This is a genomic window from Streptomyces sp. DH10 (genome assembly GCF_029813805.1).
Classification (GTDB): Bacteria; Actinomycetota; Actinomycetes; order Streptomycetales; family Streptomycetaceae; genus Streptomyces; species Streptomyces coeruleofuscus.
This window is the reverse complement of record NZ_JARVKU010000002.1, coordinates 397,142-409,845: the sequence shown is the minus strand read 5'-3', so window position 1 is coordinate 409,845 and position 12,704 is coordinate 397,142. Positions and strand designations below refer to the sequence as shown.

At 71.2% G+C, this 12,704-nt stretch carries 8 protein-coding genes, 1 tRNA gene and 2 pseudogenes; 5 read left to right on the top strand and 6 right to left on the bottom strand.

Features of this window, described 5'->3' with window-relative positions:
* Window positions 1–45: 45 nt before the first annotated feature.
* The gene (locus QC385_RS05495; protein WP_279540121.1) at window positions 46–987 is read right to left on the bottom strand and encodes a hypothetical protein; all 942 of its coding nucleotides are present in this window, start codon (window positions 985–987) and stop codon (window positions 46–48) included.
* A 25-nt stretch (window positions 988–1,012) separates the two neighbouring features.
* Window positions 1,013–1,603 (bottom strand): hypothetical protein, encoded by a 591-nt coding sequence (locus QC385_RS05490; protein WP_279540120.1) that lies wholly within the window; start codon window positions 1,601–1,603, stop codon window positions 1,013–1,015.
* Window positions 1,604–1,968: 365 nt separating this feature from the next.
* On the opposite strand from QC385_RS05490, the gene QC385_RS05485 reads away from it, so the two are divergent.
* Window positions 1,969–2,045 (top strand) — tRNA-Arg (locus QC385_RS05485).
* A gap of 185 nt (window positions 2,046–2,230) precedes the next feature.
* Here QC385_RS05485 and QC385_RS05480 read toward each other — a convergent pair.
* Window positions 2,231–5,014, bottom strand: a complete 2,784-nt coding sequence (locus QC385_RS05480) for a hypothetical protein (RefSeq protein ID WP_443032846.1) — start codon at window positions 5,012–5,014, stop codon at window positions 2,231–2,233.
* Between the two features lie 513 nt (window positions 5,015–5,527).
* Here QC385_RS05480 and QC385_RS05475 point away from each other — a divergent pair.
* The 3 genes and pseudogenes from QC385_RS05475 to QC385_RS05465 form a co-directional block, all read left to right on the top strand.
* Window positions 5,528–5,659, top strand: coding sequence for a hypothetical protein (locus tag QC385_RS05475; protein WP_279540119.1), 132 nt, complete (start codon window positions 5,528–5,530; stop codon window positions 5,657–5,659).
* A 200-nt stretch (window positions 5,660–5,859) separates the two neighbouring features.
* Window positions 5,860–6,023, top strand: a pseudogene (locus QC385_RS05470) (IS200/IS605 family accessory protein TnpB-related protein); the annotation flags it as partial.
* Window positions 6,022–6,186: pseudogene (locus tag QC385_RS05465) on the top strand (adenosylhomocysteinase); the annotation flags it as partial. The pseudogenes QC385_RS05470 and QC385_RS05465, both read left to right, overlap by 2 nt.
* Window position 6,187: 1 nt before the next feature.
* Here QC385_RS05465 and QC385_RS05460 read toward each other — a convergent pair.
* Window positions 6,188–7,903 carry an ABC transporter ATP-binding protein gene (locus tag QC385_RS05460; RefSeq protein ID WP_279540118.1) on the bottom strand — a complete coding sequence of 572 codons (1,716 nt, stop codon included), beginning with the start codon at window positions 7,901–7,903 and terminating at the stop codon, window positions 6,188–6,190.
* On the bottom strand, window positions 7,900–9,720 hold the full coding sequence (locus tag QC385_RS05455; RefSeq protein WP_443032840.1) for an ABC transporter ATP-binding protein: 1,821 nt from the start codon (window positions 9,718–9,720) through the stop codon (window positions 7,900–7,902). The genes QC385_RS05460 and QC385_RS05455 overlap by 4 nt, the downstream gene beginning before the upstream one ends.
* Before the next feature lie 76 nt (window positions 9,721–9,796).
* On the opposite strand from QC385_RS05455, the gene QC385_RS05450 reads away from it, so the two are divergent.
* A complete protein-coding gene (locus tag QC385_RS05450) occupies window positions 9,797–10,732 on the top strand; it encodes a helix-turn-helix domain-containing protein (RefSeq protein ID WP_279540117.1) in 936 nt (311 codons plus the stop codon).
* Between the two features lie 433 nt (window positions 10,733–11,165).
* Here the strand turns inward: QC385_RS05450 and QC385_RS05445 are convergent, their stop codons facing one another.
* On the bottom strand, window positions 11,166–12,596 hold the full coding sequence (locus tag QC385_RS05445; RefSeq protein ID WP_279540116.1) for a glycoside hydrolase family 43 protein: 1,431 nt from the start codon (window positions 12,594–12,596) through the stop codon (window positions 11,166–11,168).
* Between the last annotated feature and the right edge of the window lie 108 nt (window positions 12,597–12,704).

Below are 12,704 nucleotides of genomic sequence, written 5' to 3'. Positions count from 1 at the left end.
TTGAAGCGCTCAGCCTGTCGAGTGACGCACGGAGGACAGGTTCGGCTATGAGTTCGATGACACCAGCCGCGTACGAACGAGCGCTCGCAGCATCGCGGCGCCCGTCCATACCGCGGCAAAGTGCAGGAGTGCCGCGAGCGCGAGGCTTTCCGGCAGGGCCGCATCGGCCGGTTGCGCGACCGCCAGGTACAGGGTGAACGGAAGCTTCCAGCCGCTCCAGGCGAACAACGAGCCCGAGCCGAGCCAGCCGAGCACCATGGGGCCCCACCGAGGTACTCGTGCGGGCCGGCCACGGACGGCAGCCCAGGTGGCGGCGGACGCCACGAACGCCCAGAGCCCGAAGACTCCGGACAGCACGTGCCAAGCGAGGTCCCGCTCGCCGCGGTGGATTACACCTGCGGTGCCGCCCGCCGCCCAGTACAGCCAGATGAGACCGACGGTGGCGCCGACCACGGCCATCCATGGCGGCACCCTTGGCGTACCCACTCCACCGTCGCCGAGCCGACCCGTGAACGCGTCCGGCCAGCGTCGCCGCAAGTACGTGGGTAGTGCGATGGCCAGACCCAGCCCCATGCCTACAAAGCCGATCTGAACCAGCGCGGCCTCCCAGCCCGGCATCGACGGGCCCGCGTCACCCTCACTCTTCGGATTGCCATCCGCCGAGCCCAGCAGCGGACTGAGGACGGCGTACGGCAACACCGGGACGAGGAACCCCGTGCCCACCCAAGCGCAGAAAGCCAACGGAGCTCCCGGTAGGCGCATCCCCCACGGCCGTACCAGCGCGAGCGCCACCGCGATACCGGTCGCTGCCATACCGATCGTTGCGCTGTTGAGCACCGCCCACTCCACCTTGCCGAACCCGGTCCCGGCCGGCAGCAGCCCCAGGAGCGAACCGACCACCCACGACACCTTGATCAGCAAGTACGGCGTCAGTGCCAGTGCTGCCCCATACGCCGCGACGCTCCCGACCCGATCCCACCGATCCACCTGAACTCCTTCTCCGCCACGCCACTCAGGCCCGCGCATGCACGTTCTGGGGCGCGCGGCGCTTCCAGTACGCGACGGTCAGTACGGCCAGCAGCGGTCCCCACAGAATCAGCGGCGCGTAGCAGACGTAGAACCACGCGGTCTCCCATCCGCCCACCTCGCTGGGGGAGTTGGCGGGCAGGTCGTCACCTCGGATCGTGGTGCCCATGACCTGGGTGACGAGGGACAGGACGGTAATGAGCGTGAGGATCGTGGCACCGATGGCTGCCGGGATCACCGTTGCCTTCGTTGGGACACTGCGGCCCTGCAGGAAAGGCATCCAGCGCGGGAACACCTCGCCCCAACCGGCGATCAGCCCGATCGCCGTGAACGCAAGGGCTTCGGAGAGGATCGACAGTAGGACGATGTAGGCCTTCTCGCCGAGCCCGATTCCATCGTCGAACACGGCCGGCAGGCGCCAGATGCTGGATGGCAGGACGGCTAACGGCACGGCGTAGGCTACTAGTTGCATCCGCCGAGATACTCCGGCAGCGGGCTTGTGGGCCGCCTGCCATGCGGCGCAAAGCCGCCCGGGGCGAGCGGCTGCGGTGTCCTCGACGTGTGGGAACGGCTGCATGCGCGGTCCTCGGTTCGGTGACTGGTGGTCGGCCGGTTTCGATTACGAGAGTCGCAGGCACAGGGGCCGCCGAGGATCGATCCGTGGGTCGAAGTCGGTTCCGCCGTCAAGACGAGGGAACATGCGACCAAAGGATGGCGTAGGGGTGTCGGCCCCACCCTTGAGGTAGAACGCCAGCGGCTCATGCCCGGCTGCATGCAACTGCTGCAAAGCCAAGAAGCCACTGAGCCGGTGAGTTGGAAGGCGTCTGAGCCAGTGGACTGACGCGAGTCGACGCGTGCCACAGTCGTGCCAGATGCAGGGGTCAGCCACGGTCAACACGGGGAGGCGCGGACACACCCCGTGCCCCTATCCCGAACGATGAAGCCGCAGGTCACCAGCCGGAAACCCCAGCCGCTCCCCTAAAGCGGATGTCGCAGGTTCGAATCCTGCCGGGGCACCAGCCAAAAGGCCCCGGACCGATCATGGTCCGGGGCCTGCGCCGGAGGCGACTCCGGCCCCCGTGTGGAAGGTGGGGGCGCCATGCCTGCGGCGTGCAGCTGCCTGTGGGGTCAGCCGTACGACGCCGAGGGACCGTTGAGCCGCGTCATGTCGCGTTCCGTACCTTGCCGGTGGCCTTGAGCCGCGTCATGTCGCGTCCCGTACCGTGCCGGTGGCCTCCGGCCCCTTGACGTCCTTGTCGCCGTCGGCCGTGCTCAGCCGCAGCAGAAGGGACTCGACCGGCTCGGTCACCCGGTCGGCGATGGTGGGCACCTTCACGTCGACGCTCCGGCTGCCCGCGGGAATCTCGAACGACAGGCGAGGTTCGTCCGGCAGCCGCGACAGCGCCCGCTGCGGACCGGGTGAGACGTCGAAGTTCTCCTTCAGCCACGAGGGAGTGACATCCTTGGTGGACAGCTCGGCGCCACGGCGGACGGGCCGGATCCACAGGTCTCCGTACAGGGGTTCGTCGGCTGCCGCGGACAGGCTGATCCGCCAGACCAGTTGTTTGCCCTCGGTGACGCGGTCGGCGACCGGTGTCACTCGCATGGTGGGCCTGGGGTCGTCGTTCTCCACGATGATCTTGCCGCGATGGGATCCGACCACCGCGCCATGGACCGACTTGACGAACACCGGACGGTCGACCTCGTCCTCGTAGCGGTCGTCGCCCTTCACCGTCATCCGTACGTTGACGGGCGCGCCCGGGCGAACCGTCACCGTGCGCACGACCGGGTACTTGTGTCCCGGCTCGTCCACGAACACCCGGACCTGGCCGCTGCCCTTGCCGGAGACCGTCACCGGCACCTGATAGGTGCGCGTGCCGGGGCCGCCCTCCTTGACGGTCGTACGGCCGACGTCCACGCGGACGAGTTGAGCCGGCTCGACCGCGGGGGTGCCGGGGCGCCAGCCCCAGGCGTCCAGCAGCCACGCCTTTCCGGACGAGGTGCGGGGGGTGAGGTGGAGGGTCTTGACGTGTGCCAGGTCGAGTCCGGCCCTGGCCGCGGCGGACAGCGGTACGCGGACTTCGCGCGCCCAGTACGAGGACGTCAGGCTGGTGCCGGGCAGGCCGTCGACGCGGACGCGGCCGAGAGTGGCCCGCTTGCCGGATGCGTCGGTGAGTGACACGTCCAGCCGGGTGCCGGTGGTGTTGGGCGGCACGATCACCCGCAGGGTCAGCGCCTTGGCGCCGGACAGGGAGACCGGGCGAGCGGGGCTGAGCCGGGTGGCGGCGCCGGACTTGGTCCAGCTCATGGCCAGCGCGTAGCGGCCGGGCTCCTTCTGCGTCTCCCAAAGGGCGAAGTGCGGCGAGGCATCTTGGAGGCGGGACGGCAGGCAGGAGGTGGCCGGGTCCGTGTCCACCTGGGCGCACAGCCTGCCGCCGCCGACCGTGGCGGAGGGGGCCGGCAGGAAGGCTCCGCCGCGCCCGGCGCCGAGGGCATGGGTGTAGACCTGGGCGGGCCCGGCGGAGGCGGCGCGCACGCCGGAGCCGTCGATCAACGGGCGGGCCCGGTCGTCCCGGGCGATGAACAGCCGGGCCGCGGCGGCGATGTAGGTGGATCCCGCCTTCTGCTGCTGCTTGGCGGTCAGACGGGTCTTGGCACCCTCCGAGCACAACCGGTCGTCGTGGTCGCCGGAGTAGGTGAAGTCGTCCTCTGCGAAGGCCGCGGCCTGGCCGGGAGTCCACTCGGTGTTGAAGTAGTTGTGGTTCGCGCCGACCATGTAGACCGCGCTGTGCAGGGCCGTGCCGCGGCTGACACCACGCGTGCCGTCGACGTACGTCTCGCCCTGCAGATTGGGCATGTCGCCGTCGCAGCCCGGCAGGATCGTCATGGACGGCACGTCGGGGACGGGGTTCTGGGCCAGGGCGGAGGGGGCTATCAGAACGGTGCCGCGAATCGTCCAGCGGACGCGGCCCCGGTAGCCGTCCAGCGCGGCGGGCGGCGGGTACAGGCTGTCCAGAGCGGCCCGGTTGACGGCCTCACCGCCTCGCGAGTGCCCCACCAGCAGCACACGTGCCAGGTCTGCTCGGGGCGCCTTGCGCACGGCCGCCGGTGCCTTGGACGGGTCGGCGGCCCAGTCCGCCCAGTGCCCCAGATGCAGCCGTATCAGGGACGACCGGAACCCTGCGCTGCCGTCCGCCCTCACCACGTCCTGGGCGTTGATGCCGTTGGCCGAGACCGACACCGTCACGTAGCCCTGGGAAGCCAGCAGCTTCTGGTCGTGCAGGTGACCGCGGTAACTCGGCACCGGCTTCTTGCCGGTGCCGCACGGCCACTCCGCGGTCAGCGTTCCTTCCGCGTCGAAGCAGGTGTCATGGCGTCCGTGCAGGAAGAGCGCCAACGGCCGGCGGCCCGTGGCACCGGCCGGCGCCACGACCACGGCCTTCATCTCCACCCGTGTGTCCAGCCCCGGCAGGTGCACCGACGGCAGGGAGTACTCGCCCTGGACGGTACGGAACTTTCCGGCGACACCGGGATCGATCTTGTGCACAGGGTTCGCGGGCGGGGTTCCCGTCAGAGGTGACGCGGCCGAAGGGCCTTCGAGGTCGCGTGCGCGCCCGGCGTCCGTTCCCTCCGCGTCCAGCCGCCGTCCTGCGGCCTCGACCCGCAGATCCCGCGCCTGCCCGAGACGTACCCCGTCCAGCGGAAACCGGAGGGTGCGCCCGTCCGCGGCAGCCGCGGGATGCCCCAGCAGCCGGCCCCCACTGCGGAACTCGATCCGGGCACCGCCCATCGGCACCCGGCCGGGTGAGCGCCACTCCAGCTTCTCCGTCCCGCCCGAGCCGGTGATCCTCCAGCCGTCGGGAAGGCGCGGTGAGGCGTCGGCGGACTGCCTCTGGGGCTCCGGGTCGGGTGCGGCTTGCACCGCGCCCGGCCATGCGCACGCCATCGCGAAGGCCGCCGTCACGGCGGCCGTCATGGCGGCCGTCATGGTGGCCGCCATGCGCGGGATACGTTTCACGTCTCGTTTCTCCTTGTCGTCGGATGTGCGGTCGGATTGCATGCCGGACGGAGCTGGACAGCATTGCTCCCGGGCCCTCGGCGGCCACCGGTGCCCGGTGGACGGGCGGCGGTGGGCGGTGCGGCTCGCACGGGCGGACGGCTGTGGCCACGGCGGACCGGCCCCGTTCACGGGCCGCTCCGGGCTACGCGACCACTCAGCTGCGGGGGACCCAGGAGAGGAAGAAGCGAGCAGATCGGGGTGTGGCTGAGCATGGGGCCAGAACCTGAGCAGCGGCTTACCGAATGTCACCGAGGGGACGATCATCGAGGCCGGATGCGTTTTTCAGCGACCCCGGGGATCACTCTGAAAAAAACTCGGTCCCCGATCCTCGAACTTCACCCGGGCCGCAGCGCCACATGGATGCCGACCGCCCCACCCCGAAGGCGGGGCGGGTGATCGCACGCGATCAGAGCCCGCCACTTGCACAGCTGACGGGCCCCGGTGGCCCGCTCCTTTCCCACCGCCCTGGCCGCCTACCCGATCGCCATGCTGATCGGCTGGGCCCTCTCCTTCGCCCTGATCGCCCGGCTCGCCTCCCTGGACCCGGCGAACGCCCCCTCCTGGTGTCGTTGAACAGCAGCGCGCTCTAGCTGGGCACGGCGGCGGGCGGCGGGCGGCTTTGCGTGAGCGATGCGTGGTCCAAGGCCGCGCATGGCGGCGCGGCCCGGCAACAACTCGCGACTCAGGTCGACCAGGCCCTCCAAGCCACCGAATTCCTAGGCTGCCATGCGCCGACAGAGTGCGCCGATGCGCCCTGGACCGGCCGCTCATGGATCGATGCGCGTTGTGCCGACGGCCTGGAGTACTCCACCGAGTCATGGGCGGGCCGTAAGCGGGACCTGACGGCCGAGTCGTCGCCCGGGTGGGCCCGGTCGATCACGAGGCCACGTATGACCAGTGGGCGCTCGCCCGGCGCGGCCAGACCGCGCACGTCCAGTGAGAGCGGCCACCACCGCTACGCCGACCACGACAAACGCCGCTGCCCGGTGATCTCCGTGGTCCGATCTCCGCTGAAGAGTCCCGAGGACTTCCTCGTCGGCCGTTCCGTCGTCTTCTCCACCGAGGCCCTGCGCGGCCGGGGCGACAACCCGCACGGCCGTCTCAGTCCCGCGCCGCCCCGGCCCGGGACAGGTCCCAGTACGCGGCGTACCGGCCGGCGCGTCGCAGCAACTCCTCGTGGCTGCCCTGTTCGACCACCCGCCCGGCGTCCAGGAAGGCGACGCGGTCGGCCCGGCGCACGGTCCCCATGCGGTGCGCCACCATCACGACGGTCCGGCCCGCCATCAGCTCCTCGATGCCGGCGTGCACGGCCGCCTCGTTCACCGGGTCCAGGGCCGAAGTGACCTCGTCGAGCAGCACGATCGGCGCGTCCTTCAGCAGCGCGCGGGCGATGGAGACGCGCTGCCGCTCGCCGCCCGACAGCAGCGCCCCGCCCTCGCCCACGTCCGTCGACCAGCCGCCGGGCAGCCGCTCGATCACCTCGTCGAGACGGGCCGCGGCGGCCGCGGCCCGTACCTCGGCGTCGGTGGCGTCCGGGCGGCCGAGGCGCACGTTCTCCTCGATCGTGCCGTCGAAGAGGTAGACGTCCTGGAAGACGATGGCGATCCGCGCCATCAGCGCCGCGGTGTCCATCTCCCGTACGTCCACCCCGCCGATCCGCACCGCGCCCGCGTCGACGTCGTGGAAGCGGGCGAGCAGCTGCAGCAGCGTCGTCTTGCCCGCGCCCGACGGCCCGACGACGGCGAGCCGCCGGCCCTCGGGTACGGACAGCGTCACCCCGTCGGCGACCGCGCGGTCGCCGTGCCGGAAGGTGACCGCGTCGAACGCGATGTCGTGTCCGGCCGGTTCGCGCGGCGCGCGAGGCTCCGGCAACGGCTCGGTGTTGAGGACGTCGTCGAGGCGGGTGAGTTCGGCGCGGGCGGCGCGGATGCCGCCACTCATCTCGGCGAGGGACAGCAGCGGGTCGGCGCAGCGGGCGGCGAGCACCAGGACTGCAAGCACCTCGGCCGCGCCGATGTCCCCGCCGAGGGCGAGGTACGCACCGAGTGCGAGCAACGCGGTGAACACCGCCTGCACGGTGACCGCAAGACCCAGCACACCTGGCAGCGCCGAAAGGGTGGAGCGACGCGAGGCGCGGCGCAGTTCCTCCAGGGAGTCGTCCAGCAAACCGAATCGCTCGCCGGTGCGGCCCCCGGCGCGCAGCACCGGCTGGGCCTGGAGGTACTCGATGACGCGGCCGGTGGCCGCGCGCTCGCGTTCCACGCGCTCCGCGTCGGTCGCCGTCGTCACGCGGGCCGTACGCAGCTGTACCGCGGCCACCAACGGCACAGCGGCCAGGCCGGCAAGCCCCAACTGCCAGTTGTAGGCGAGCATCACGGCGACGATCGTCAGCGGCGTCACACAGGCGGAGATGAACGGCGCCAGCAGGTGCGCGATCACGCTCATCGCCTGCAACACGCCCTGGCTGGCGAGGACGGACACCTCGCCGGTGCGGCCGGGTTGATACCAGCCGATGGGCAACCGGGCGAGGTGTTCGCCGAGGCGCTCGTACATGCCGTGCAGCATCGTCGTGCCCACGCGGAAACCGGAGCGGTCGCTGACGTACCGCAGCACCGCATAGACCGCGACCGCCGCGCCGAAGGCGGCCAGCCAGGGCCGGGCGTCCTCGGGTGTGCTGCCGAAGAGCGCGCGCAGCACGGGCACCAGCAAGGCGTACGACAGTCCCTCGGCGAGGGCGGTCGCCGTCATCAGGGCGATGGTGCGGCGCACCGGTCCGGCGTACTCGTGGCCGAGCACACGCAGCAGTGTGCTGATCATCGGGCCTCTTCCCCTTCCATGGCACCGGCTTCCATGGCACCGGCTTCCACGGCACCGACTTCCACGGCACCGGCGTGGATCTTCCAGAATTCGGCGAATGCGCCGCTCCGCGCGAGGAGTTCCGCGGTCGTGCCCCGCTCCACGATCTCGCCGTCGCGCAGCATCACGACGGTGTCGGCGTCGGCGATCGTCTCCATGCGGTGGGCGATGACCAGCGTCGTCCGCTTCTCCCGGGTCTGCGCCAGCGCCTCGCGCACCGCCTGCTCGGTCTGCGGGTCGGCGAAGGCGGTGGCCTCGTCGAGGACCAGGACGGGGGCGTCTGCGAGCAGGGCGCGGGCGATCGAGACGCGCTGCGCCTCGCCGCCGGAGAGGCGGGCGTCCTCGCCGATCACCGAGTCGTAGCCGCGGGGCAGTTCGAGAATGCGGTCGTGGATGCTCGCCCGGCGGGCGGCGCGGACGACGGCGTCGCGGTCGGCGTGCGGGACGGCGAGGGCGATGTTGTCCGCGACCGAGGCGCGCAGCAGCCGGACGTCCTGGAAGACGAAGGACACCCGCCGGTACAGCTCCTGGCTGCCCACCTCACGCAGGTCGACGCCGCCGAGGAGCACGGAGCCGCGCGTCGGGTCGTAGAACCGCGGCAGCAGCTGCACCAGCGTGGACTTGCCGCTGCCGGAAGGCCCGACCACGGCGGTGATCGTCCCCGGCTCCAGCACCAGGTCGATCCCGCGCAGCACCTCGCGCCCGGCCGCGGCGCCCTCGTACCCGAAGCGGACGTCCCGCAGCTCCACCCGGTGTCCCTCGGGCGCCACCGGCCGTACGGGCTCGGGCAGCGACGGCTCGACGAGTACGTCCCGGATGCGGCCGACGGCGCGCCGCGCGGCCTGCAGGTCGTCGAAGCCGTGCCCGAGCGCGGCCACGGGCGCGGTCAGCCCGAGGCCGAGAAGCAGGAACGGCAGCAGGTCCGCCGGGGCGAGCCCGGCCCCGGTGATCCGGTACGCGCCGCCGACCAGCACCGCCAGCAGCACGAACGGCGGCGACAGCGCCACCTGCATCCCGGCGGCGACCCCGGAAAGACCGCGCACCATCCGGTAGAAGCTCCGGGTGAAGTCGCCCACCGCGGTACGGAACTTGCCGTGCGCCCGCGCCGACCCGCCGAACGCCTTCACCACCGCGATGCCCTGCACGAACTCGACCACCGACGCCGAGATCCGCCCCATCGCGGCGTCGAACTCCTTCTGCTCGCGCAGCCGCGTAGGGGTCATCATCAGCGGCACCAGCGCGACCGCCAGCAGCACGGGGATCAGCGTGATCAGCGTCAGCCGCCAGTCCACGGTGAGGAGGTAGCCGAGCGAGACCAGCGGCACCACGAAGGCGGAGACCAGCTCGCCCGGCGTGTGCGCGATGAGCGGGTGCACGGCGCTGACGTCCTCACCCACCAGCTTCGCCAGCTCCCCGTTGCGCCGCCGCGCCAGCCAGCCGATCGGCACCCGCCCGAGCCGCGCGGCGAGTTGCCGGCGCAGCGACAGCTGCACCCGGGTGTCGAGGAGGTGTCCGACGCCGGACGAGGCGGCCGTGAACAGCAGCCGTACGAGCAGCCCTGCCGCGCCCGCGATCACGACGTTGCGCACGTGCCCGTCGTCGGCCGGCCCCGGCGCCAGCAGCGTACGACCGAGCTCGACGACCGCGAGCAGCGGCGCCAGGCCGGCGACGGCGCCGATGACCTGGAGGACGACGACGACGGCGAAGCCGCCCGCGTGCGGGCGCAACAGACTGGCCACGCCCGGTGGTGGCGGCGCGGTGGTTCCGGTGGAAGTCATGCGCTCACCTTCGCCGCGGCTGCGGCCCGTTGGATTGAAGAAATGTTCCGCCCGGGCGGGTCCGTAGCATGGACGCATGTCAACTGCCGTGCGCCAGCGCGTCGCTGCCCCCGTGTGGCAGGTCACGCGCCCGGCCCGGCCCGGCCGCGTACCCGGCGTCGTCCTGGCGGGGCTGCGCGACCGCGGCCCGGCTCCGGTCGACCACCGGCTCGACCCGCACCCCGTGCTGACGCTGGCGCTGGCCTGCGGCGAGGCTGCGCTCGGCATCGACGAGTCGACGGGGCGGCAGCACCGCGGCAGCCTCGTCACCGGGCTCGGGTTCGGCGTCGGCGGTGCGGCGCGGGTGCGGGCCGCGAACGTCGAGTGGGTGCAGGTGCGCCTGTCCCCCGCCATCGCGCGCGCCGTGCTGGGCGTGGGCCCTGCTGAGCTGGAGAGCTCCGTGGTGGCCCTGGACGATCTGTGGGGAGAGCGGCGGGCAGCCCGGCTGCGCGAGCGGCTGGCCCAGGCCGCCTCGTGGGAGGAACGCTTCGCTCTCGTCGAGGCGTTCCTCGCCCGGCTGACCGCCGCGGGGCCCGCCATCGAGCCGGAGCTGGCCTGGGCCTGGGACCGTATCGTCGCCGAGCACGGCCAGGTGCGGGTCGAGGAGCTGGCCGACGAGCTGGGCTGGAGCCGCAAGCGCCTGTGGTCCCGCTTCCACGCGCAGCTCGGCCTGCCGCCCAAGCGCGCCGTGAAGCTCGTCCGCTTCGACTGGGCCGCCACCCGCCTGGCCGGGGGCCAGGAGGCGGCCAGGGTCGCGGCCGACTGCGGCTACGCCGACCAGTCGCATCTGCACCGGGACGTCGTGGCGTTCACCGGTGTGACCCCCGCGATCCTGGCCGGCCAGTCGCTCGTCACGACGGCCGACATGGCGTGGGTGGACCACGTGCCGCGCCTCTTCACGGGAACCGACGACCGCAAGATCTTGGTGACGGGCTCCATCGCCCAGAAGAGACGACCGCCACCCTCCTGGTGAAAACGGACGGCATCTTCGTCGTACCGGATCCGGGCCTTGCCCGCGCTCTTTCCCGTCCCTCAATCACTCAAGGTGAGTACCTCAGCCAGCGAAGTCGATAAGCATCACAGCGAAGCAGAGGAAAAGCAGTACCCATCTGTCGGCAATGTCCGATGTCCTTGCGGCGATCCGGGGACTCATCCGCCAGACCTGGGGATGCCCTGCCCCAACCGGCAGCGCTCCACGCAGCCCCTCATGGGCCTCCTGGCAGCCTGTATGACCTTCAAGCCGCGTCACGGACACGGCCGGCAGCACGGCACTCAGCACGGCATCCCGTCGTGGCCCCAGCACCCGAGCGGGGCCGAAGGCGCCGCCGTCTGCGGCCCCGCCATGGCCGAGGGGCGGCCTCCCGCAGGCGGGGGCGTCACTTCAGAAAATCGCCTGTCGACGTATGTCAGTTCGTTACGCGGAACGTGGCGTCGCTGCGGGCCGTCGCCGTGGTGATCGGGTCGAGGCGGAGTTCGTAGGCGTAGTGGCGGATGTACCGGTCGGGGAAGTTGTACGACTGGAACGAGGACCAGGATGAGTCGGCGAGGCCGGCGACCTGGCGGAAGGTGGCGTCCGCGGCGAACCGGGCGGTGCCGTCGTTGTAGGCCAGCTGGAAGTCGTATCCGGCGTGCCGCAGGAAGTGGCCGGGGAAGTTGACCGACTCGAAGGAGACGGTGCCCGAGCCCGCCAGGCCGGGGCGCGGCCGGAACTGGGCGTCCGCGTTGGTGACGTTCTGGTCGATGCGCACGTCGAAGTTGGCGTGACGCACGTAGCGGTCCTGGAAGTTGAACGACTGGAGCCGCTTGGCCGGGGTGTTGGCCCAGCGTGCGAGCACCCGGCTCTCCTCGGCGGCCGTCAGGTTGAGGATCGCGCCGTGGCGCTTCTTCGTCCCGCCCAGGTTGTAGCTTCCGGACGCCGGGAGCCGGTAGGTGCTGGGGACGGAGGGGTTGGTCGTCGTGACCGGCATGTAGCCGCGTCCGGAGGCGTACTGGTCGAGGTAGAGGGTCCACTCGTTGCGGTCCCTGAACTTCATCCACATCGGGCCTTCGACCTGGGAGCCGGTCAGGCCGATGCCGGAGAGGTTGCCGAGGTTCGTCCATGTGCCGAGGATCGAATTGCTGCCTTCGAGTGTGATCTGGCCGTCGCCGGAGGCCCGTACGTAGCGGAAGTCGCCGACGCCCGACGGCACTTCGACGATCTGGGTGTCGATGATGTTCTGGGTGCCGGGGCGGTCGATGTAGAGCTGCGGGGTGGTGATGGTGCGGAAGTCGGTGGTGCGGGCGTAGTAGATGCGGTGCTTGAGCACGCCGCCCCGGGTCGCGTTCGTCGCCCAGTACAGGACGTAGTCGTTGGTCTCGGGGTTCCAGATCGCTTCCGGCGCCCAGGCGTTGCGCCCGTCGGGGATCGCGCCGGCGACGTTGAGCAGCCGCGGCTGCGACCAGGTGACCAGGTCCGTCGACTCCCACACCACGAGGTTGCGGCTTCCGTTGTTCATGGAGTCGTCCCACGACTGCCCGCAGTCGATGCACAGGTCGGTCGCGATGATCCAGTACTTGTCACCGCCGGGGGCTCTGACCAGTGAGGGGTCACGCACCCCACGGGTTCCCACCGTGGAACGCAGGGTCATCCCGCCGCCGTTGAGGTCGCTCCAGTTCAGGCCGTCCGTGCTGTGCGAGAAGTAGATCTGCTGACCGGTCGACCCCTCCCCGATGAAGTGCGTCATCAGGTAGCCCGGGTCGGCGGCGGCGGCCCGGTCAGGTGTGGTCAGGGCCTGGCCCGTGAAGAGGAGGCAGGCGGCGAGCGCTATCGCCGACAGCCTGGAGAGAAGCGCGCGCATGTGCATGTCCCCTGTCTTTCTCTGACTGTCTTTGTCTGACTTTCCGGTGCCCCCCGTGGGCGCTGCGCCGAGCGCGTCGGATCACTTGCCGCTGTCGCGGCTCTCAGC